General features: G+C 54.3%; 15 protein-coding genes, 3 tRNA genes and 4 pseudogenes. 11 read left to right on the forward strand and 11 right to left on the reverse strand.

Features of this window, described 5'->3' with window-relative positions; all coding sequences use genetic code 11:
* Positions 1-27: 27 nt before the first annotated feature.
* The 3 genes and pseudogenes from rpsF to rnr all read right to left on the reverse strand — a co-directional run bounded on the left by rpsF (position 28) and on the right by rnr (position 3,829).
* Positions 28-405 (reverse strand): 30S ribosomal protein S6, encoded by a 378-nt coding sequence (rpsF, locus tag FDY98_RS22410; RefSeq protein ID WP_007113338.1) that lies wholly within the window; start codon positions 403-405, stop codon positions 28-30.
* 219 nt (positions 406-624) lie between these two features.
* A pseudogene (rlmB, locus tag FDY98_RS22415) lies at positions 625-1,409 on the reverse strand (23S rRNA (guanosine(2251)-2'-O)-methyltransferase RlmB).
* Positions 1,410-1,411: 2 nt separating this feature from the next.
* Positions 1,412-3,829: a ribonuclease R gene (rnr, locus tag FDY98_RS22420; RefSeq protein ID WP_027960143.1), complete on the reverse strand. Its 2,418-nt coding sequence runs from the start codon at positions 3,827-3,829 to the stop codon at positions 1,412-1,414.
* Positions 3,830-4,078: 249 nt separating this feature from the next.
* Here rnr and FDY98_RS22425 point away from each other — a divergent pair.
* From FDY98_RS22425 to FDY98_RS22450, 8 genes are all read left to right on the forward strand, one after another.
* Positions 4,079-4,165, forward strand: a tRNA-Leu gene (locus tag FDY98_RS22425).
* Positions 4,166-4,229: 64 nt separating this feature from the next.
* A tRNA-Leu gene (locus tag FDY98_RS22430) sits at positions 4,230-4,316 on the forward strand.
* Positions 4,317-4,361: 45 nt separating this feature from the next.
* A tRNA-Leu gene (locus FDY98_RS22435) sits at positions 4,362-4,448 on the forward strand.
* A 319-nt stretch (positions 4,449-4,767) separates the two neighbouring features.
* Complete coding sequence (locus tag FDY98_RS22440; RefSeq protein ID WP_051430588.1) at positions 4,768-6,318, forward strand: BCCT family transporter; 1,551 nt, start codon at positions 4,768-4,770, stop codon at positions 6,316-6,318.
* A gap of 169 nt (positions 6,319-6,487) precedes the next feature.
* Positions 6,488-6,847 (forward strand): CocE/NonD family hydrolase, encoded by a 360-nt coding sequence (locus tag FDY98_RS28850; protein WP_340147095.1) that lies wholly within the window; start codon positions 6,488-6,490, stop codon positions 6,845-6,847.
* On the forward strand, positions 6,841-7,518 hold the full coding sequence (locus tag FDY98_RS28855) for a CocE/NonD family hydrolase (protein ID WP_340146942.1): 678 nt from the start codon (positions 6,841-6,843) through the stop codon (positions 7,516-7,518). The genes FDY98_RS28850 and FDY98_RS28855 overlap by 7 nt, the downstream gene beginning before the upstream one ends.
* On the forward strand, positions 7,419-8,333 hold the full coding sequence (locus FDY98_RS28860; protein ID WP_442908001.1) for a CocE/NonD family hydrolase C-terminal non-catalytic domain-containing protein: 915 nt from the start codon (positions 7,419-7,421) through the stop codon (positions 8,331-8,333). The genes FDY98_RS28855 and FDY98_RS28860 overlap by 100 nt, the downstream gene beginning before the upstream one ends.
* An 83-nt stretch (positions 8,334-8,416) precedes the next feature.
* Entirely contained in the window at positions 8,417-9,322 is a 906-nt protein-coding gene (locus FDY98_RS22450) for a LysR substrate-binding domain-containing protein (RefSeq protein WP_027960140.1), read from the forward strand.
* Between the two features lie 35 nt (positions 9,323-9,357).
* Here FDY98_RS22450 and FDY98_RS22455 read toward each other — a convergent pair whose 3' ends face one another.
* Complete coding sequence (locus FDY98_RS22455) at positions 9,358-10,218, reverse strand: DNA/RNA non-specific endonuclease (protein ID WP_027960139.1); 861 nt, start codon at positions 10,216-10,218, stop codon at positions 9,358-9,360.
* An 89-nt stretch (positions 10,219-10,307) separates the two neighbouring features.
* Entirely contained in the window at positions 10,308-10,583 is a 276-nt protein-coding gene (locus FDY98_RS22460; RefSeq protein WP_008958975.1) for an Lrp/AsnC family transcriptional regulator, read from the reverse strand.
* A gap of 345 nt (positions 10,584-10,928) precedes the next feature.
* Between FDY98_RS22460 and FDY98_RS22465 the strand changes: the two genes are divergently transcribed.
* Positions 10,929-11,243, forward strand: a complete 315-nt coding sequence (locus tag FDY98_RS22465; RefSeq protein WP_022522716.1) for a high-potential iron-sulfur protein — start codon at positions 10,929-10,931, stop codon at positions 11,241-11,243.
* An 80-nt stretch (positions 11,244-11,323) separates the two neighbouring features.
* Here FDY98_RS22465 and FDY98_RS22470 read toward each other — a convergent pair.
* The 6 genes and pseudogenes from FDY98_RS22470 to FDY98_RS22490 form a co-directional block, all read right to left on the reverse strand.
* A pseudogene (locus tag FDY98_RS22470) lies at positions 11,324-12,891 on the reverse strand (SpoVR family protein).
* Between the two features lie 44 nt (positions 12,892-12,935).
* Positions 12,936-14,220 (reverse strand): annotated as a pseudogene (locus FDY98_RS22475) (YeaH/YhbH family protein).
* A gap of 38 nt (positions 14,221-14,258) precedes the next feature.
* Positions 14,259-14,947, reverse strand: a pseudogene (locus FDY98_RS29805) (hypothetical protein).
* Positions 14,948-14,954: 7 nt separating this feature from the next.
* Positions 14,955-16,181 (reverse strand): PrkA family serine protein kinase, encoded by a 1,227-nt coding sequence (locus FDY98_RS29810; protein WP_442907979.1) that lies wholly within the window; start codon positions 16,179-16,181, stop codon positions 14,955-14,957.
* Positions 16,182-16,474: 293 nt separating this feature from the next.
* Positions 16,475-17,521 carry a threonine aldolase family protein gene (locus FDY98_RS22485; protein WP_027960137.1) on the reverse strand — a complete coding sequence of 349 codons (1,047 nt, stop codon included), beginning with the start codon at positions 17,519-17,521 and terminating at the stop codon, positions 16,475-16,477.
* A 306-nt stretch (positions 17,522-17,827) separates the two neighbouring features.
* Positions 17,828-19,849: an NADPH-dependent 2,4-dienoyl-CoA reductase gene (locus FDY98_RS22490; RefSeq protein WP_027960136.1), complete on the reverse strand. Its 2,022-nt coding sequence runs from the start codon at positions 19,847-19,849 to the stop codon at positions 17,828-17,830.
* Positions 19,850-20,029: 180 nt separating this feature from the next.
* Between FDY98_RS22490 and FDY98_RS22495 the strand changes: the two genes are divergently transcribed.
* Together FDY98_RS22495 and FDY98_RS22500 are read left to right on the forward strand one after the other, a co-directional pair.
* Positions 20,030-20,944 carry a DMT family transporter gene (locus FDY98_RS22495; protein WP_009287651.1) on the forward strand — a complete coding sequence of 305 codons (915 nt, stop codon included), beginning with the start codon at positions 20,030-20,032 and terminating at the stop codon, positions 20,942-20,944.
* A gap of 42 nt (positions 20,945-20,986) precedes the next feature.
* The gene (locus FDY98_RS22500) at positions 20,987-22,555 is read left to right on the forward strand and encodes a bifunctional GNAT family N-acetyltransferase/carbon-nitrogen hydrolase family protein (protein WP_027960135.1); all 1,569 of its coding nucleotides are present in this window, start codon (positions 20,987-20,989) and stop codon (positions 22,553-22,555) included.
* Positions 22,556-22,716: the final 161 nt, after the last annotated feature.

Below are 22,716 nucleotides of genomic sequence, written 5' to 3' on the forward strand. Positions count from 1 at the left end.
GCTCCTTAAAACGTGCAGTGAATAAAATCAGGCAGTTTCTTCTTCTTCAGCGCGCGGTTTTTCTTCGCGACGCGGACGTTTTTCTTCTGCCGGTTTCATCATCGGGGAAGCTTCAGTAACAGCTTCTTTGCAGCGAACAACCAGGCTGCGGATAATGGCGTCGTTGTAACGGAAGATGTTCTCGATCTCGTCGAGAGTCTCGCCGCTACATTCAACGTTCATCAGCACGTAGTGGGCTTTGTGGATCTTGTTGATCGGGTAAGCCAAGTGACGACGGCCCCAATCTTCTAGACGATGCACAGTGCCGCTGTTTTCGGTAACGATGCTGGTGTAGCGCTCGACCATTGCCGGCACCTGCTCGCTTTGATCCGGGTGGACCATAAACACGATTTCGTAATGACGCATGGGATCTCCTTGCGGTTTGACAGCTTCCTTTGTGTGCCATTGCTTAACGCAATAAACGACGACAGGGAAGCAAGGAGTTAACTGAAGTGCTCCGCCACCGCGCTAGGCGGCCACAGGGGCATCAAACAGAACTTTTCATTTCAGCAAAAGCTAATACTTCAACGACAGCTAACACCCGCTTGCAGACAAACGGGCGCGTGTATCTTAGTAGCACGGCGGTTAACTTGCAAGCTGGCGCTGACGGACAGCCTCGAACAGGCAAATACCAGTAGCCACCGAGACATTAAGGCTAGAGACCTCCCCCGCCATGGGAAGCTTGGCAAGATTATCGCAGGCTTCGCGAGTCAAGCGCCGCATGCCCTTGCCTTCCGCCCCCATCACCAGCGCGGTGGGGCCGGTCATATCAATGTCAAAAACGCTGGCCTCAGCTTCACCAGCCGTACCGGTTATCCAGACACCGGCATCTTTTAGCTTGGCCAGGGTGCGAGCCAAGTTAGTCACTTGATAAACCGGCACCACTTCGGCGGCGCCACAAGCGACTTTACGCACCGTTGCATTGAGCGGTGCGGCTTTATCTTTCGCCACAATCACGCCGTGGGCACCGGCGGCATCCGCGCTACGCAGGCAGGCACCAAAGTTATGCACATCCGTCACGCCATCCAAAATCAGCAACAGCGGTGGTGTATTCGAGGGCCAGGCGCGTAGCTTAAGCCAGAGCGACTCTTCACCTTCAGGAGTTAATGGCGGACAAAACGCCACCACTCCCTGATGAGCCGCCCCTGGGTTAGCTGATCAAGCAAATCCCGGGGCTGCTCTTTTACTCGAGCACCATGCGCCTGGGCCTGGGTAATCAGCTCTTTTAAGCGGCTCCCTGCCCCCTGCTGCACCCAAAGCTCTCGGGGCGCTTCGCCTCTGTCTAACAAGCTTTGCAATGCATGAACGCCATATACCTGATCCAAACCATCAGGGGTCTTGGGGCCCCGCCGTGAAGACGCCGACTTCATACTCAGCCCTTATTCGGTGATGGTTTGCGTGGGCCATTTCGCGTACGGCGTGGGCCGCGACGCGTAGCAGGCTTCTCGCTATTGGATGGTTTGTTACCAGATGCCTTAGCACCACCACCTTTAGCACCAGCGCCCCCTTCCCCACCGCGGCTCTTACGCGGCTGGCGGCGTGGGCGCGGCTTTTCATCACCCAGCCCAAAGTCAATCTTACGATCGTCCATATCAACACGCGCCACTTGGACGGTAAGACCATCACCCAAGCGGTAGGTCGTGCCGGTGCGCTCACCTTTAAGACGGTGCTTCTCAGCTTCGTAGTGGTAATAATCCGAAGGCAGCGACGTCACGTGAACCAAGCCTTCCACGTAGAACTCATCCAAACGCACAAACAGACCGAACTGAGTGACGGAGGCGATGGTACCTTCGAACATCTCGCCGAGCTTGTCGGACATAAACTCGCACTTCAGCCAGCTCTCTACATCACGAGTGGCCTCGTCGGCACGGCGCTCAGTCATTGAGCAGTGTTCACCCAGTTCAAGCATCTGCTCGAAGGTATACGGACACCACTTGCTGGGCGGCTCAACCGGCGCACCTTCTACGCGCAACACCGTGTTGGTCTGGCGCGGACCGCGGATCACCGAACGAATAGCGCGGTGTACCAGCAGGTCGGGATAGCGGCGAATCGGCGAGGTAAAGTGGGCGTAGGCTTGGTAGGCCAAGCCAAAGTGGCCTTCGTTTTGCGGTGAGTAGACCGCCTGATTCATTGAGCGCAGCATGACCGTCTGAATGATATCGAAGTCAGGGCGGTCGGCAATCGTTTCACGCAGTGCCTGGTAGTCCTGCGGAGTGGGCATATCACCGCCGCCGACAGCAAGACCTAACTCATTCAAGAACAGACGCAGCTTATCAAGCCGCTCCGGCGTCGGGCGCTCATGGATACGGTAAAGCGCTGGCAAATCATGCTTATCCAGGAAGCGCGCAGTCGCCACGTTGGCCGCCAGCATGCACTCTTCAATTAACTTGTGAGCATTGTTACGGCTACGTGGAACGATTTTTTCGATTTTGCGCTCATCGTTAAAGATGATTGCTGTTTCAGTGGTGTCAAAATCGATCGCACCACGCTCGGCACGCGCTTCGCGCAACAAGTAGTAAAGCTCTTCCAGATTTTTCAGCGGCTTAACTAGCTCACTGTGCTCTGCCCTTAGCGCCTCACCGTCTTCGCTCTTATCGTCGAGAATCGCGGCCACCTTGTTATAGGTCAGGCGAGCGTGGGAGTTCATGACGGCTTCGTAGAAGCGGTAGCGGCTAATCGCACCGGTTTGCGAAATATTCATCTCGCACACCAGCACCAGCCGATCCACGTGTGGGTTCAGCGAACAGAGCCCGTTGGACAGCAGTTCCGGTAGCATGGGAACCACTTGACCAGGGAAGTAGACCGAGTTGCCCCGTGTGCGGCCTTCGTCGTCCAACGGCGTGCCTGGGCGTACATAGTGGGAAACGTCCGCGATGGCGACGAGCAGTTTCCAACTACCGGATTTGGTTTTCCAAGCACACACAGCATCATCGAAGTCTTTGGCAGACTCATCGTCAATGGTAACCAGCGGCACGTCACGCAGGTCAACGCGGTGCTGCTTATCCTCTTCCAACACTTCAGCTGAAATGCCGGCGATCTGGTCGAGCACTTCAGGCGGGAATTCTGCAGGAATATCGTAACTGCGAATCGCAATATCAATTTCCATACCGGGATCCATACGCTCACCCAGCACTTCGATTACCTCACCTACCGGCTGTACACGGGTGGCCGGCTGCTGAACGATTTTGGCCGAGATCACCTGGCCATCTTTCGCGCCACCGCAGGCGCTATGAGGAATAATCACTTCCTGAGTGATACGCGGATTTTCCGGTATTAGAATGCCAAACTCAGGCGTATTACTACGGTAAACGCCGACGATAGTTTGCGTGTTGCGTGCAATCACATCGGCAATGGTCGCCTCATCACGACCACGGCGATCGCGTCCGCTAATGCGCGCCAGCACGTGGTCACCGTGAAAAACACGGCGCATTTGGCGCGGGGGCAATACCAGGTCTGGCTTTTTGCCATCATCGCGCAGCAGAAAACCAAAGCCGTCTCGGTGCCCCAGCACCTTGCCTTTGACCAGATCGAGCTTGTCGATCAGCGCATAGGCGCCTCGCCGGTCACGCAGCACCTGACCGTCGCGTTCCATCGCCGCCAAGCGGCGCCTGACGGCTTCTATAAGTTCTTCGTCTTCCAGCCCCAGCATGCGGCTCATATTTTCGTGAGTGATCGGCTTGCCATAGCTTTCTAAGGCTGCAAGCAAATACTCCCGGCTTGGCGCTGGGTTGCCATATTTATGCGCCTCGCGCTCGGCGTGCGGATCATCACTTAACGTCCAATACTTCATGCGATCAACATCCTTGATGGCGTCATTTGCGAGAGGCATAAAAAAGGCGCAAACGCGTTGCGTTGCGGGCTGGATATTTCAACGCTTGATAGGCTGAAATGAATAGGGTTTTGTTTAGTCATAGGCGCAGTATAGCGCTGCACGTTCAATCACCCAACCGTCTTAGACGTTGTTTATACAATTTGCGTTATAAAAAGCACGTTAGGGGTCTTGCATTTAACCATCACCCCGGTATTATACGCGCCACTTGCCCAGATGGCGGAATTGGTAGACGCGCTAGCTTCAGGTGCTAGTGTCCGTATGGACGTGGAGGTTCAAGTCCTCTTCTGGGCACCAAACTGCTTTTATGCTATCTATTGGTATGAGCAGTACGGTGTTAAGCAAGGCAAGGTTTGTGTTCGCCCAGGTGGCGGAATTGGTAGACGCGCTAGCTTCAGGTGCTAGTGTCTGTATGGACGTGGAGGTTCAAGTCCTCTCCTGGGCACCATACGAACACAAACAGTAAGTAGTTAATCCAAGCGTTAGATGATGCGCCCAGGTGGCGGAATTGGTAGACGCGCTAGCTTCAGGTGCTAGTGTCCGTATGGACGTGGAGGTTCAAGTCCTCTCCTGGGCACCATGACTTACATGGGCCAGTCCGCATCATCATAGTATCTTCAGATTTTCTGCCACTCTCACTACCCCCCTTTTTTATCTCCTATACATCCCTTTATCTCCACCGGATTTAAGTCGCCTCAAATCCTGGCTTCCTGATCGCGCATATCTTAGATTTTAACTCCAAGCGTTTGCTGTCTTTAATGACCTGCTAATCCATCGGCGGCCCATGCATTCAGCGCATACCCCCATTCCGAGTCTTCGCTTTATATCAGGATTGGAATGACGTTAGGTTGTTATGCCATGAAGTTCATGCATAGCAATAACGATAAAGGGAAAACGGTATGCCGATGAAATCGCTGCGACCGTTGGTCTTCTGGCCAACATTTCTTGTTCTATTTGCTGCAGTCATTGCCAGCTATATCAATTTAGAGGCCTTTCTAGCCGTTGCGAGTGGACTAAATGAAGCAATCCTGAATAATTTTTCATGGCTGTTCAGTCTAGGTAGCCTTTACCTTCTCATTATGGCGGTTATCGTTTATTTCTCTCCAATCGGCCATGTTCGTATTGGGGGTTCTTCCGCAAAGCCTCTTTTATCACCTTTACGCTGGTTCTCAATCACCCTTTGCACCACCTTGGCCGTCGGCGTTTTATTTTGGACCACCGCCGAACCGCTTTATCATTTCATGAGCCCTCCCAGTTCAAGTGGGCTGGAAGCTGGTTCAAGCGATGCCATGGTGTTTGCGATGTCGACCATGTTTTTACATTGGACGTTCACGCCTTACGCTATTTATGCCGTACCTGCATTGATCTTTGCCCTAGCGTTTTACAACCTGCGTCTTCGCTTCTCTATTTCCAGCATGTTGGAGCCACTTTTCGGCCCAGGAATCAGACGCTTTGCAGGACTTATTGATGCGGTTTCTCTCTACGCCCTGGTAGCCGGCATGGCTTCTTCGCTGGGCACCGGCGCCCTGACACTTGCGGGTGGCGTAGGCCAATACATGGGTGGCGAAACCAGCCCTCTACGGCTTGGCGTTATCGTTGCCATTATCGTGACCACGTTCGTTCTTTCCGCCGCCAGCGGGCTGCAAAAAGGCATTGCTCGATTTTCATCACTTAATGCTGTCCTGCTGCTTATTCTGGGTGTGTTCGCTTTCATCGCAGGCCCCACCATTTTCAGCCTGGCTCTCGGGGTCGAGTCGTTTGGTGTATTCATCGATAACTTTTTCACTAAGAGTCTGTTTACCGGCACGGCGGGGGAAGATCAGTGGCCACAATGGTGGTCAATATTTTATTGGGCCGTTTGGTTCTCCTGGGCTCCCGTCGCCGCCCTGTTTCTCGGTAAGATATCCTGCGGCTACACCGTGCGAGAGTTTCTTCGCGTCAACCTACTCTACCCCGCACTATTCGCCAGCGTCTGGATTCTAATCTTTTCTGGAACTGCGCTTTACTATCAAGCCCACACCGGGGTCGATCTTTACACCATCCTCAATGACCGCGGGGTGGAAAACGTTCTTTATGAGCTGTTCCAGCAGCTACCCCTTTCAGGGCTATGGATACCAGTACTGCTGTTCATTGCGTATATCTCTTATGTGACGGCTGCCGACTCTCAAACCGATGCCATTGGCAATCTCTGCACCCGTGGGCTGACAGCTGATTCAGACCTCAATGCAGGTATTACCATGAAAGTAACCTGGGGGGTGATTGTCGGTATCGTCGCCTGGGTGATGGTGAGTTTTGTCGGCATTGATGGCGTCAAGATGCTGTCTAACCTGGGCGGACTTCCTGCACTTTTCATCGTTCTGATAGCAACCGGTTCGCTTTGGGTCTGGCTAAAAAACCCGGACCAACTTAGTCGTGTTCCAACACTCACCAGCAGCAAGCGTGACTCATGATTATAAAGCAGGATTTTCCGCATCGCACCCGCGAAATAGACAACATTTGGATCCCACTGGCTGACGGTACCCGCTTAGCTGCACGCATCTGGTTACCGGTTGACGCTGAATCACACCCCGTTCCAGCCATCCTGGAATATCTCCTTACCGAAAACGCGATGGCACCGCAATTCGCGATGAACTAACCCATCCCTACTTCGCTGGTCACGGCTATGCCTGCGTTCGAGTAGACATGCGTGGAAACGGCGAATCAGATGGCTTGATGGAAGATGAGTACGCCCCTCAAGAGCAGGCAGATGCCCTTGAAGTGATCGAATGGATTGCCAGCCAGCCTTGGTGTAACGGCCAGCTCGGCATGATGGGAATATCCTGGGGTGGTTTTAACAGCCTGCAAGTAGCCGCCCTGCGCCCCGAATCGCTCAAAGCCATCATCACGCTCTGCTCAACCGATGACCGCTACGCTGATGATATTCATTACAAGGGCGGCAATATGTTGCTGGAGAATCTAGGCTGGCGGCCACTATGCTAAGTTTTTCTGCGGCGGTGCCAGACCCCGCACTGGTTGGCGACAAATGGCGCGATATGTGGATGTCTCGCCTCGATAATATGCCGCTGCTAGCTGAAACTTGGCTCTCTCACCAGCATCGCGATGAGTATTGGAAGCATGGCTCTATCTGCGAGGAGTATGCCGACATCGAAGCGGCCGTTTACATGATAAGCGGCTGGGGCGACTCCTATATCAATACGATCCCTAGAATGATGGAGCATCTTCAATGCCCGAAAAAAGCGCTACTGGGCCCTTGGATGCACAAGTATCCACACTTTGCACTGCCTGATCCAGCGATTGGCTTTCTGCAAGAAGCGCTGCGCTGGTGGGATTACTGGCTCAAAGGTATTGAGACCGGCGTAATGGACGAACCTACCTGCACCTTTTACCTTCAGGATGGCGTTCCGCCCGCTCCAAAGTATAAGGAGCGGCCGGGACAGTGGGTTCGCACTCATGGCTGGCCAGCCCCGGGCGAGAGTGAATCCATTACCCTAACCATGGGTGACCATGGCCTTTTACCCAGCACCCGCCTCAGCCAGGACCAACTGATTGCATCGCCGCTTACTACTGGCGCACTGCAGGGAGAGTACATTCCGCTCTGGTTTGGAGCCGACTTCCACCCGACCAGCGCCGAGACGATGCGCTGTCACTGACATTTGACTCCGAACCTTATGCACATGGGCTCGATATCCTGGGGCAGCCTTGCGTTTCACTGACGCTGGCAAGTAGCGAGGCGTGCGGCCAACTGCACGCACGCCTATGCGACGTATCGCCTAGCGGTGAAAGTGCCTTGATCACCTACGGGACACTTAACCTAAACTTGCGCGACGACGCGGGCACAGTTACCCCTCCCATACCTGGTGAACCCATGCAGGTAAGGCTTGCCATGGACCTTATTGGCTATCGGTTGCCCAAAGGCCACCGTTTGAGGGTTGCTCTCTCCAGCGCCAGCTTCCCATTAGTGTGGTCGCCTAAAAAGCGCGCAGATCTGACCCTCAAGGCAGGTACGCCTAGCCTGGAGCTACCGCTATCCAAAGCGCCCTATATTTCCATGCCTTTCGAGCCGCCAGAAAGCGCCCCTCCCTGCCCTGTGAAGAAACTGCGTACCGGCCATCCCAAGCGCACGATCAGCGAAGATGTGGGCAGCGGCGAAGTCAGCGTCATCATTGAAGATGACATGGGAGATATTCAGTTTCTTGAACACGGCTTGCAGGTTGAGCAGTACGCCAAGGAGACTTATACCAGTCATCCTGACGATGCTACCCGGACACGTGCAGATATCGAGTGGGTGTACCGCGCTCGCCGTGAAGGAGAAAAAAACAGCTTTGCCGTCACCGTATTTAGCCGCTATCACCTGCGCTGTGATGAACACATGTTTTACCTGAATGCCGAGCAGCACGCTTATGAAGACGATAAGCTGGTGAGCGATAAATCGTGGCAGCGAGAGATTCCTCGTACGGCCGTCTAGCCTCTGCAACCCGGCCGGGCAGCAGCCGCCGCTCGGCAGTGGTATGCTTGAAATCACTGACTCCCTGTTTTAAGGCTTGATCCATGCGTGATGCTTTACCGCCGCTATCTTGCCTGCGCGCCTTTGAGGTTGCCGCACGATACTGTAGCTTCACGCAAGCTGGAAACGAGCTAAATCTCTCGCAAAGCGCGATTAGTCGGCAAATCAAACGTCTTGAGCATGACCTAGGGCGCCTACTTTTCGAGCGTCATCATGAAGGACTGCGACTCACCCCAACCGGAGAGCACTACTTTCGAGTCGTGCAACGCCTTCTTCGCGATTTAGGCGATGAAACTGCCCGTCTCAGGCGACGTGGAGACGACAGACAATTAACCCTCGCCTCAAGCCCGACCATTGCGTCGATCTGGCTGGCGCGCCAATTGCCCGACTTTCAGCGCGCGTACCCTAACATCGAAATTCGCATCTTGACGGTAGAAGACCCACATCGCCTTGACCTGGCGGAGTTCGACCTGGGTATTTATTACCATGTGCCCAATGAAGTTGATCCACCGGGCCTTGTAGCTGACGCCATTTTTGAACATGAAAGGGTAGCAGCCGTTTGTAGCCCCATTTACCTGGAACGCCATGGCAATAGCATTGAGCCTGCGCATCTGCTGGTGAATCACACACTTATGGTGGTGGAAGATCATTACCACGACTGGCTAAGCTGGGAAATATGGTTCCGTGAACTAGGCCTGAAATGGCAGCCTCCCCTGCATACGCTGCGCGCCAACAGCTTCCAACTGCTGATGAATGCTACGTTGGCCGGCCAGGGAGTGACCCTAGGCTGGATGCGGCTTTTAGATGCCGAGCTTCGACAAGGCAACCTTGTTCAAGCACTGCCACTCACCATACCCAGCCGAGGAAAACTATCGCTTTTGACGCCACAGCACCGACACCTGACAGAGCCCATGCGCGCCTTCCGCCATTGGGTGCTGGATACAAGCTAAACCCCAGGCATGCCAGCCACTAAGTACTTAAACGGCTATTGATACCGCCCCGGGCGCCTTGCCACTTCGTCAAGTGCCCACCCCTGTGTACGTAATTCTCCTTCCAATACAGACTCTACTTCCGTTGCTAACTCTGGAAAGAAGTTAAGCCCTGTGCGTGCCTCAATCTCATCAATGGTCACCAAATAGTCATCCAGCGGCTCATTGCCCCGAACGTCTTGTGGCATGATGAACGCCAACGCCAATGGTGCCTCGCTGTGGGGCGCCACTATGATCTTGTAAAAAGCCGAAGGCACTTCGACCAGCCCCACCCGGTTGAACACGTTATCCATAAAGTGTTCTGGGTAAATGGGGCCGGTAATCACCTGCAACCTGTCAAAGCGTGGCGCAAAGTGATCCATCACCGCTTCTTCTAACCGCTGCCAGAGCTGTCGGTTCAGATTGGGCCGTTGCGGAGACATATTGCTCATTAGGAAGGTATCGACCTGAGCGCTGCGACCATGCACCGCCGCAATGGCGTAGTTTGGTGCTAAATGGCCCCGGTCGTAGCCACTACCTGCGTAGCTGTCGGTGCCTATCGGCCATAGCGTGCGCCAATCGGCTTGAAAATTTGGCCTTGGGCCGATGCTCGAGTCGTCTACTGCTTCAACCTGATAACTTACCCATAGCGGATTGACCCGCACATCGGACCAGCCTACCAAGTAGCCATCATTGCGCAGCACTCGGTGCATCGTAGTGGGGCGAAACTCCTCCCACGTTGGCACCCCCATCCAGGTGTAAGCATCTTTATGCTGGCGCTCCTGAAACTCCCACAGCCCTGTGCCAACTACCACAAAAAGCACAGCAATGCCCAGGCGTCGCCCCTGTCGACGCCAGCTCAAAAGCGATGTTCCCAACAGACTTTCCCTTGTTAAATGCTTACATTAGCGCTTTTTCATTTTCACTGCGTTCGTGAACGCTTTGCGTGTAACCAAATAATAAAGGGCTACCAACCCAAAGAGAACATGGTTTCAAGATCGTGGCGGGAGTGAACCTGCATGGCATTCAGGGTTTCTGTATCGCTGATACCTTCTACGGCGTTCAGGCGCTCAGTCACCAATTCAGCCAAGCTTTCAAAATCACGGGTGCGAGCAATGGCCACTAAGTCGTAGCGGCCGCAGGTGGAGTACACCTCGCTAATGCCCTCTACATCGGCCAGGCGCTCGGCCACGGCCTTGACCTGGCCTTTATCGGTATTGATTAAAATGACTGCGTTTTGCATGGCGCGCCCCTTAAGAGAAAATGGTCATAAAAGTAGTGTCAAAGCTGGGCAGAGTATAGCAGCGACGAGGAAGCGAGCGCAGCACCCGGCGACAGCGTGACCAATTGTCGCTATTCCAGCAGCACTATTCGCACAACCCTTATACATCCGCTAGCATGTAGTTTAAGAATAGGGTTGAAAACGGCTGGCCTAAATTGTAGTAGGTTGAAAAAAATAGTAGGTCGAAAATACAACTGATTGAAAGATGTAGCAGAGAGCTCCGGCTTATAAGACTACGCGGAGCACAAAGAGGTGGATAACCACCCAACGTGACCAAACGTCAGACCGTGACGATAAGGAGAAATCATGGCTAATAAGAGCCGTCGTGACTTTATGCGCAACAGCATGTTGGGTCTTGCAGCCCTTCCACTGGGAGCTGGCATTCTTTCTAAAACTGCTTTCGCCCAAGAGCTGCCGCGCCTTGATCCTTCCGCAAGCAACGCCCAAGCGCTTAACTATGTAGAAGACGCCAGTGAAGCCAGCGATCATCCCGCTTATGAAGAGGGCGAACGCTGCGATAACTGCATGTTCTTTAATGCAGACACTGAGGGTTGCCAGCTATTTCCAGAGAATAGCGTAGCACCCGCTGGCTGGTGCCAATCCTGGACTGCCCAAGCTTAAGCATTTAAAACTTGATAGCCGTATAAGCACCTCTACCCCGCCATTTGGGCGGGGTAGTTTTGTTTAAGACACGCTAGCAGCTAAGAAGCCGGGCTTTCATCCTCTACCGGCCAATGAAAACGCCGCGTTACCCGTCCTTCTTCCAAAGAGACAAGATGAACAGGGAAGCCCCATAGCTGCTGTAGATGGCGAATCACCGGATAAACACTGCGGCCTAATGGGCGGCGACTATCCTGCACGTGATGGAGTGTTAGCGAGCGATCCCCACGAATGGCCGCTTCAACCACTTGAATATTGGGTTCGCGGACAGAGAGCGCGTACTGAGTGGCAAGCGCTTCCCGAACCTGGCGGTAGCCCTGTTCGTTATGAATCGCTGCGACTTCAAGGGTCTCCACCTGATCGTCATCCACCACCAAAAACAGTTTATGGTCACGCATCACCTTCGGTGATAAAAACTGCTGAATAAACGACTCATCCTTGAAGTTGCGCATCGCAAACTCCAGCGTTTCCCGCCACGGAGTGCCTGCAATATCAGGGAACCACTCGCGATCCTCATCGGTGGTGCGTCGCAGATCCGCTTAATATCCATAAAGATTGCGAAGCCAAGAGCATAGGGGTTAATCCCACTGAAGTGAGGATGATCAAACGCTGGCTGGTTAATGACCGCCGCATGAGACTGTAGAAACTCCAGCATTAATCCCTCATCGACATTGCCATCATCGTAGAGCCGGTTCATCAGCGTGTAGTGCCAAAAGCACGCCCAGCCCTCATTCATTACCTGGGTCTGCCGCTGAGGATAAAAATACTGCGCCAACTTGCGCACAATCCGCACGATCTCACGCTGCCAAGGCGCCAGCAGCGGCGCATTTTTTTCAATAAAGTAGAGCAGGTTCTCTTGAGGTTCCGGAGGATAGTGGCCGCCGCTGTGCAAGCCCAATGGGTCATCGTCAGCATGCAGGCCCCCCGTTGACAGCGGTGAATCGCTGATAGGTGCCTCAGGAATGGTACGCCAGAGCATATTCACCTGGGTTTGCAGGTAGCTTTCACGCTCCTCCTGGCGCTTCGCTTCTTCCTCGGCAGAGATCGGCGAGGGCCGCTTGTAACGGTCGACCCCATAGTTTTGTAGCGCATGGCAAGCATCCAGTAACTGCTCAACGGCCTGCACGCCGTGGCGTTCTTCACACTTGGCGATATATTTACGCGCAAACACCAGGTAATCAACAATTGAAGAGGCATCGGTCCAGGTGCGAAACAGGTAGTTACCCTTAAAAAAGGAGTTGTGGCCGTAGCAGGCGTGAGCCATCACCAACACCTGCATCATCAGCGTATTCTCCTCCATTAAATAAGCGATGCAGGGGTCGGAATTGATCACCAGTTCATAGGCTAAACCCATCTGGCCACGCTTGTACGCCTGTTCGACGGCTAGAAACTGCTTGCCGAACGACCAGTGGTGATAGCCCACCGGCATGCCTACACTCGCATAGGCATCCATCATCTGCTCGGTAGTGATGACTTCTATCTGATTAGGATAGGTATCTAGCCGATACTCATCAGCGAGCCTGGCCAGCTCCGCATCAAAACGCTCCAGTACACTGAAGTTCCAATCGGAGCCGGTGGCAATCGGCTTACGCTTGCGGGTCGCACTCATAGCCCCCTCCTCTACACGCGGTCACTAACCTGTATACAAGGTCACTAGGACTGGCTTAAGCGGCGCTTAAACAGTTCACGAAAGACCGGATAAATATCGCCCGCCTCCACAATTTGGCGCATGGCAAAGCGCTCGGGGAACTCTTTCACCACACTTTCGTACTCATGCCACAGTGACTGATGGTCATGGGGCGTGATCTCAACGTAGGCGTAGTATTGCAGCTGCGGCATCAACTGTTTGACCAGTAAGTCGCGGCAAATATTCGAGTCATCATCCCAGTTATCACCATCGGACGCCTGGGCCACATACAGATTCCATTGGCCAACGGGATAACGCTTTTCGATGATTTTATTCACCAGGTTCAGCGCACTGGAAACAATCGTACCGCGGTTTCCCGCGAGTAGAAAAACTCCTCTTCACTGACTTCCCGAGCAGCCGTATGGTGGCGCACAAAAACCAACTCGACCTTCTCGTAGTGCTTCTCCAAGAACAGATAGAGCAGCAGGAAAAACCGCTTGGCGATGTCTTTGTGGTTTTTGGGTCATCGAGCCGGAGACATCCATGACGCAAAACATCACCGCTTGATTGGAAGGCTGAGGCTGTGCGCTTAGTTGGTGGTAGCGCAGGTCGTAGGTGTCAATAAACGGTACGCCCGCGATGCGCTTCTCCAGGCGCTCAATTTCGGCTTTCAGCTCGGCAATGCGGGTGGGATTACGCAGCACCGTGTCCTTGCGTTCTTCGGCCTCCAGGGCATCAATCGCCTCTCTTAACGCCCGTTTAATCGGTGCGCGCATAGCAATGCGCCGAGCATAGGCTTCGCGCATAGAGCGGGTAATGCTAATCCGCGACGGCACACCGTCCCGGGAGAGCCCCGCCCGCACCATTTTGACCTCTTCAAGCGATTTCAACGGTTTGCGCTGCAAATGGGGCAGCTCTAAACCGTCAAAAACAAACTCCAAAAACTCTTCGCGGCTCAGCGTAAAAGCGAACTCATCGACGCCTTCACCCTGATTAGAGGGGCCGCCCTCGCCTGCGCCACCACCGCCCCCTGCCCACTGGGGCGGCGGATTTTATCACCGGCGACAAACTCTTTATTACCGGGTGAAACGATATTACGCGCCCCACCGGGCCATGCTGGAAGACCGGTTCGGAGATATCCTTTGCCGGAATCGAAACGTTCTCACCACGCTCCATATCCGTAATCGAGCGGCGGTTAACGGCCTCTTCAACCGAGCGCTTGATATGCTTACGGTAGCGCTCCAAAAAGCGCTGCCGGTTCACCGCGCTTTTATGTTTCGCGTTCGGCCTTCGATCAATAAAGTAGGTCATACGACCTCCTTAAACGCTCATCTTAAGCACACCATCCATTACTGGGACTTGCGCACGCGCAGATACCACTCGGATAGCAACCGCACCTGTTTTTCGGTGTAGCCGCGATCGACCATCCGCGCCACAAAGTCTTCGTGCTTTTTCTGATCCGAGCGAGAAGCCTTGGCATTGAACGAAATCACCGGCAATAGCTCTTCGGTATTGGCGAACATTTTGTGCTCGATAACGCCCTTGAGCTTTTCATAGGACTGCCAGCTCGGGTTCATACCGTTGTTTTGCGCCCGCGCCCGCAGCACAAAATTGACCACCTCGTGGCGGAAGTCTTTGGGATTCGAGATACCGCGGGTTTTTCGATTTTCTCCAGCTCTTCGTTGAGCGCCTGGCGGTCTAGCAACTCACCGGTCTCATGATCACGATACTCTTGATCCTGAATCCAGAAATCTGCGTAGGTCACATAGCGGTCAAAGATATTCTGGCCATACTCGCTGTAGGATTCGAGGTAAGCGGTCTGGATCTCCTTACCAATAAAGTCCACGTAACGAGGCGCCATATATTCTTTGATAAAGCCCAAGTAGCGCTCAAACACTTCCGATGGCAGCTGCTCACGCTCCAACGCCTGCTCAAGCACATAAAGTAAATGGACTGGGTTAGCGGCCACCTCGGTGCTGTCGAAGTTAAATACCTTAGAAAGAATCTTGAATGCAAAGCGGGTGGAGAGACCCTGCATACCCTCGTCAACGCCTGCGGCGTCGCGGTACTCCTGAATCGACTTGGCGCGAGGGTCGTGTGTCTTTCAGATTCTCACCGTCGTAAACGCGCATTTTCGAGTAAATATTGGAGTTTTCCGGCGCTTTTAGCCGTGACAGTACCGAGAACTGGGCCAGCATGCGCAGCGTGTCCGGTGCGCAGGGCGCGGCGTTAAGCGAGGAGTCTTCGAGCAGTTTTTGATAGATCTTGATCTCTTCGGTAACCCGCAAACAATAAGGCACCTTGACGATATAAACCCGGTCAAGGAACGCTTCGTTATTGCGGTTATTGCGAAACGCCTGCCATTCCGACTCGTTGGAGTGGGCCAGGATCACGCCATCAAAGGGAATCGCCCCCATGCCTTCGGTGGGGTTGTAATTACCCTCTTGCGTCGCGGTAAGCAGTGGATGCAGCACCTTGATCGGCGCTTTGAACATCTCCACAAACTCCATCAGCCCCTGGTTAGCACGGCATAAACCGCCGGAGAAGCTGTAGGCATCCGGATCATCCTGGGAGTAAAGCTCCAATTGGCGAATATCGACTTTACCCACCAGCGACGAGATATCCTGGTTGTTCTCATCCCCTGGCTCGGTTTTGGAAATAGCGATCTGGTTAAGCCGTGATGGGTACAAACGCACTACCCGGAACTGAGAGATATCGCCGCCGTACTCATTCAGCCGTTTTGCCGCCCAGGGCGACATTACGCTGCGCAAATAGCGCTGTGGGATACCGTACTCTTTCTCGAGCAGTTCGCCGTCCTCTTCGGGTGAGAACAAGCCAAGCGGCGACTCGTAGACCGGCGAGCCTTTAATGGCATAGAACGGAATCCGCTCCATCAGCAGCTTAAGACGCTCTGCCAGCGACGACTTACCGCCGCCCACAGGGCCAAGCAGATAGAGAATCTGTTTGCGCTCTTCAAGCCCTTGAGCCGCATGGCGGAAGTAGGAGACGATTTGCTCAATGGCCTCCTCCATACCGTGAAACTCGGCAAAGGCTGGATAGCGACGAATCACTTTATTGGAAAAAATACGTGATAGACGCGGGTCTTTCGCCGTGTCGATCACTTCAGGCTCGCCTACGGCTTCCAGCATGCGCTCGGCGGCGCTGGCATAAACCTTCGGATCACGGCGACAAAGCGCCAGATACTCCTCCAGGCTCATGTCCTCTTGCTGAACGCGGGAAAAACGGTCTTGAACGTGATCAAAGATGCTCATGAAACTCTCCTGTGGCCCATCCCCAGGCAGTCACCGTCAAGCCAAATGTTACGCAACGGCGTGCCAAACGAGGTGTCGCTTTTTTAGCGTAGTCAGCATTAGCAAAAAGTGATGACTAAAACCTTCAACGCAGCAGCGATATAGATAAGAGAATTATTCAGACGAATAGTTGCGTTAGTCCAAGCATCTCAAATAAACGCAAAGCGCTAAAGCAGTGATGTCGCTGCTTTAGGCAGCGACATCACTAGGTCAAAAGCGCCCAACAGCGGCAAAAAAGAGAGTAACTGACGGCTTTAACGCTCAAGTACCGCGCTAATATCGGCCAATAGACCATCCAGCAATTCAACGGTGGTGTTCCACGCACATACAAAACGCGCGCCACCTGCGCCAATAAAGGTATAGAAGGTCCAGCCTTTAGCTTTCAACGCTTCAATAGCGTGGGGCGGCAATTCAACGAACACGCTATTGGCTTGGGTAGGGAACATGAGCGATACGCCGGGTAGCGCTTGCAGCCCTTCCGATAGGTAGCGCGCCATCTCGTTGGCGTGCTGTGCGTTAGTTAACCAGGCACCGCTTTCTAGTAGCCCTAACCAGGGTGCTGAGACAAAGCGCATCTTGGAAGCCAACTGCCCTGCCTGCTTGCAGCGGTAGGAAAAATCCTCAGCTAATTCGCGGTTAAAGAACAGAATCGCTTCGCCAAACGCTAAGCCGTTTTTGGTACCCGAAAAACACAGCGCATCCACTCCCACCTGCCAGGTAATTTCTGCCGGAGTGGCATTTAGGCTGGCGCAAGCGTTGGCAAAGCGGGCGCCGTCCATGTGCAGGCGCAAGTCATGTTTATCAGCAATGGCGCGAATAGCCATGAGCTCTTCCCGTGAGTAGAGCGTGCCCACTTCGGTGGCTTGCGTGAGCGATACCACTTTAGGTTTTGGGTAGTGAATATCGCTGCGCTTGGTGACCAGCGCCTCAATGCCTTCCGGAGTTAGCTTGCCATTGGCACCCGGAGAGGTCAGCAGCTTCGCTCCGTTAGAGAAGAACTCTGGACCGCCGCACTCGTCGGTTTCGATATGCGCCAGCTCGTGGCAAATAACGCTGTGGTAGCTGCGTCCCATTGCAGAGAGTGCCAGGGAGTTAGCGGCGGTGCCGTTGAAAACGAAGAAGACATCGCAGTCGTAGTCAAACATCTCGCGAAAGCGATCCGCGGCACGGGCTGTCCAGAGATCGTTACCGTAGGCCAAGTCATCGCAACGATTGGCTTCTAGTAGATATTCCATCGCCTCCGGGCAGATACCGGAGGTGTTATCACTGGCTAAAAAACGCGGGCTACACTCCGAGGTCATGACGACAGTCCTTTTATCTGGCGATCGAACGGCGCGAGCTGGGTGCCACTCGCGCCTTTAATATCTAGCTATTCTTAATAACTAGATTAGTCATTTAGTCTATCGCCATTTATGGGCTAACGTCACCCGCTCAACTCACCTACACAGAACTATCTCGGGACACGTCGGTGGCCGAGGGCAGGTTTCCGCGAGGGCGCTGTGAATCCGTCCATGGACGCTACTTTCGCCATCCATGGCGAAAGACCCTCGCTTCAATCTGCCCTCGAACATGGTGAATGAGGATTTATGAAATTTACTCTATCCAGCCTATAGGCTAGCGGCCAATCGAGTGCCCTGCTCAATTGCCCGCTTGGCATCCAGCTCGCTGGCTTCATCCGCGCCGCCGATTATATGTACCGCCGCCCGCGAACGCTCCAGCGGCGCCAGCAGATCACGCACTGACTCCTGCCCGGCGCATACCACCACGCTATCCACGGCAAGTACTTGGTCAACGCCATCGCGGCGAATATGCAGCCCTTCGTCGTCGATTTTGAGGTATTCGCAGCCGGTGAGGGTTTTCACCCCCCGCTGCTTAAGCGATGCGCGGTGAACCCAACCGGTGGTTTTCCCCAGATACTTGCCGGGCTTGGAGGTTTTACGCTGGAGCATGACAATCTCACGGGGAACCACGGGCGCCGTCGGCGCTTTTAAACCGCCCCGCTCGCCCACTGCTAAATCAACGCCCCACTCGTCGCACCATTCGGCAATGTCCAACGTAGGATGGCCTTGGTGTGCCAGCAGTTCGGAGACATCAAAACCAATACCTCCCGCGCCAATCACCGCTACTTTACGCCCAACACGCTCGGGAGATTCAATCGCTTCGGCGTAGCTCAACACCTTGCCGTGGTCGTGACCTGGAAGATTGAGTTCCCGGGGTTTAACGCCGGTGGCCATGACCACCTCATCGAAATCGGCGAGGGTTTCTGCGCTTGCCGTAGTATTTAGACGTACTTCTACCGCATATTTCTCCAGCATCACCCGGTAGTAGCGCAGGGTTTCGTTAAACTCCTCTTTGCCAGGAATCTTACGCGCGTAGTTAAACTGCCCGCCCAGCTCACTGCGCTGTTCGAACAGCACCACGCTATGGCCGCGGCTAGCGGCTGTCACGGCCGTTGCCAGGCCCGCTGGCCCACCGCCCACCACTGCAACGCGTTTAGGGGTTTGCGCGGGCTCTATCAAAAGCTCGGTTTCATGACAGGCACGGGGGTTAACTAGGCATGAGGTCAGCTTTCCGGCAAAGGTGTGATCCAGGCAGGCTTGGTTACAGGCGATACAGGTATTGATCTCTTCCGCCAGGCCCTCTTCGGCTTTGCGTACCCAGGCGGGATCCGCCAGGAAAGGCCGCGCCATGGAAACCATATCTGCATGGCCCGCCGCCAGTACACGCTCGGCGACCTCAGGCATATTGATGCGGTTGGTGGTAATCAACGGAATTGACAGCGCCGACTTGATCCGCCGAGTCACCTCGGTAAAGGCGGCCCGGGGCACGCTGGTCACAATGGTGGGCACCCGGGCTTCGTGCCAACCAATACCGGTATTGATCACATTTGCCCCGGCGGCTTCGACCGCCTGGCCCAGCGTGACGACCTCTTCCCAGGTGCTGCCCTCTTCGACCAAATCAATCATCGAGAGGCGGAAGATAATCACAAATCGTTCACCCACCGCTTCGCGAACACGGCGCACGATCTCAACGGCAAAACGCATCCGGTTTTCAAACGCCCCGCCCCACTCATCGTCACGCTGGTTGGTACGCTGACAGATAAACTGATTGATCAGATAACCTTCTGACCCCATGATCTCAACGCCATCGTAGCCCGCCTGTTTGGCTAAGCTTGCGCAGCGAACGTAGTCAGCAATTTGTTGCTCAACCTCATCGCTAGAAAGTGCTCTAGGCATAAAGGGATTGATCGGCGCCTGGATAGCCGAAGGTGCTACCAAATCCGGCGAGTAGGCGTAGCGCCCGGCATGAAGAATCTGCATGCACAGATGACCGCCCTCAGCATGCACCGCGTCTGCCACCTGGCGGTGTTCTGGCAACTGCGCCTCATCAACGAGCGCGTGGGCGCCCTGGAATACGGCGCCTTCCGCATTAGGGGCAATACCGCCGGTGACGATCAGGCTAACCCCCTCCCGCGCACGCTCGGCATAAAATGCCGCTAAGCGTTCAAAGCCATTGGGCGCCTCTTCCAAATTGGTATGCATAGAGCCCATCAAAACGCGGTTGGGCAGCGTCAAATGGCCAATGGTCAGCGGGCGGAAAAGGTGCGGATAGGCGGGCGCACGGGTCATCACGGTACTCCTTGGTATTATTAGTAACAGTGTTAAAACGCATTCAAACAAGCGTATGACATACTCGCCGCAACGTACAGACCTTTACCTATCTGAATATTGCCAGGTTTGCCGTTCTCCCCCTTGCCCAGTGTGCAAATTCGCGTCACATTACCCGGCTAACGATAAGGAACCGTTGCTATGCCCTTGATGTATTTTTTGCCGCCACTCGCCACCGTGCTTATCTGGTCGGGCAATATGACCATTAATCAGCTTAGCGTAGGCGCCATCGCGCCAAGCAGTATCGCTTTTTTACGCTGGCTGCTTGCCCTTGCGGTGATGACCCCGTTTGTACTCCCTGCAGCGTTACGCCACCGCGACGAAATTCGCCGCCAGTGGCCTAAGCTAGCGCTGCTTGGACTACTCGGCATGGGCCTATGGCAAGGGCTGGCCTATGTGGCGGCAGAAACGACGACCGCTACCAACATGGGGATTCTCGCCGCCATGGTGCCGTTGTTAACGGTACTGCTGAGCGCGCTGATTCTTCGCGAGCCGCCGACCCTGGGCGGCATTGTGGGCGGCGTGCTGGCCTTCGTGGGGGTTACCGTTCTGCTAGGGCGTGGTAATCCGCTCTCGCTGCTACAGCTAGAGGTTGCCCTTGGTGATGCGCTGATGGTGGTAGCAGCCACTTGCTACGCGCTATATGGGGTGATGCTCAAACGCTGGTCGATGAATTTACCGCCCTGGGTCATGCTTTACGCCCAGGTCTGTTTTGCGGTGCTGTTCTTGTTACCGCCTTATTTGATGGGGCCAATGACACCTATTGATAGTCAGAATATCGGCCTGATTGTCTACGCGGGCATTCCTGCCTCGATCATCACCACCTTTTTGTGGATGCGCGCGGTTCGCCAGATCGGTGCCAATCAATCGAGTATTTTCATCAACCTAATGCCACTGTTTAGCGCACTGATTGCGATGGCCTTCTTGGGTGAACAAGTGGCAGGGTTCCACTTTACCGGTGGGCTGCTGATACTGGCGGGTGTCATTATGGCGCAAACGCTGACACGCCCGTTAGCACGTGGTTTAACCTCGGATAAGCCGAGCAGCGCCCGATAATGCTAGAATGGCCGTCGATTTCTAACGCTGGGAAGCCCTGATATGTCCCTGGAAGAACTGCATCTTAATCTGCGCAACCTAATGAGCGATGACTACGATCAGCTCAAGGCATTGATGGACGCCGTCTATCACGATATCGGCGGAGCATGGCCAAAGCGCACCATTGACAAATTAATTCAGGAATTCCCCGACGGCCAAATCGCGATTGAAGACGATGGCCTTCTGGTGGGCGTAGCACTCACCGTTCAGGTGGATTACGACGAATTTTCCAACCCGCATAAGTACGATGACCTGATTGGCCATCGCGAGATCATCCTCAATGACGAGGATGGCGACGCCATGTACGGGCTGGATGTGCTGATTCACCCAGATTACCGCGGTTATCGCCTGGGCCGCCGCCTTTACGAAGCGCGTAAAGAGCTATGTCGCTCAATGAACCTACGGGCGATTTTAGCCGGTGGGCGTATTCCTGAGTATCACCAGCACGCCGATGAACTCACGCCTGCCCAATACATTGATAAAGTCTCGCGCAAAGAGATCTACGACCCGATTCTCTCTTTCCAGCAGGCCAACGATTTTCAGGTAAAGCGCCTACTGCGCAAATACCTGCCTGAAGATGAGCAGTCTCGCGGTTACGCCACCCTGTTGGAGTGGAACAACATTTTGTTTGAGCCCGCTGCCAGTGTGCTCGACAACAAACCGACCCAAGTACGGGTGGGTGCGGTGCAGTGGCAGATGCGTGAGTTTTCATCGGTGGAAGCCGCGCTTCAGCAGATCGAGTACTTCGTAGACGCGCTCTCCGACTATCAAAGTGACTTTGCCGTTTTCCCTGAGCTATTCAACGCGCCGTTGATGGGCCTCCAAGACCGCGCCGCCCAGCAGGATCAAATGGGCGCGATTCGCTTTTTGGCCGGTTTCACCGAGCGCTTTAAGTCTGAACTGTCGCGTATGGCGGTCTCCTACAATATCAATATTGTCGGCGGCTCGATGATTGAAGTAGGTGACGATGACCGACTCTACAATATCGCCTACCTCTTCCACCGTGACGGCACCGTTGAGCGCCAGGCCAAGCTGCATATTACACCTCAAGAGCGTCGCGACTGGGTGATCGAGGGCGGCGATGAGCTACAGGTGTTCGATACCGACGCTGGCCGCGTGGGCATCCTGATCTGCTACGACGTGGAGTTTCCGGAACTGGGCCGACTACTGGCCGACCAGGATATGGACATTCTGTTTGTGCCCTTCTGGACCGACACCAAAAACGGTTACCTGCGCGTGCGCCACTGCAGTCAGGCGCGGGCGATTGAAAACGAGTGCTACGTGGTGCTCTGCGGCAGCGTTGGCAACCTGCCTTCGATTGAAAACCTGGATATCCAGTACGCCCAATCAGCGGTGTTCTCGCCGTCTGACTTCGCGTTCCCCCACGATGCGGTACTGGCGGAAACCACACCCAACACCGAGATGATCTTCTTCTCGGACTTGGACCTCACTCGCCTAACGGTAGTACGTGCCGAAGGTTCGGTGACCAACCTTAAAGACCGCCGCAAGGATCTGTTTGACCTACGCTGGCGCGACTGGTCGTGGAAATCGGGTGCTAATTTGGAGGATTGAGGGGTTAAATGCGGGGAAAAAGTGAGGCGTTAAATGTGAGGAGTGAGGTGTAAAGCGCATCACCAACGCCCGTCACAGATACGCATTCATCAAAAGCATTCGTAAATACGATAATGCCGCCCAAGTTGGGCGGCATTATCGTTTCTAAAAGTGCCTTAAAC

This window comes from Halomonas sp. PA16-9 (assembly GCF_009728585.1).
Classification (GTDB): domain Bacteria; phylum Pseudomonadota; class Gammaproteobacteria; order Pseudomonadales; family Halomonadaceae; genus Vreelandella; species Vreelandella titanicae.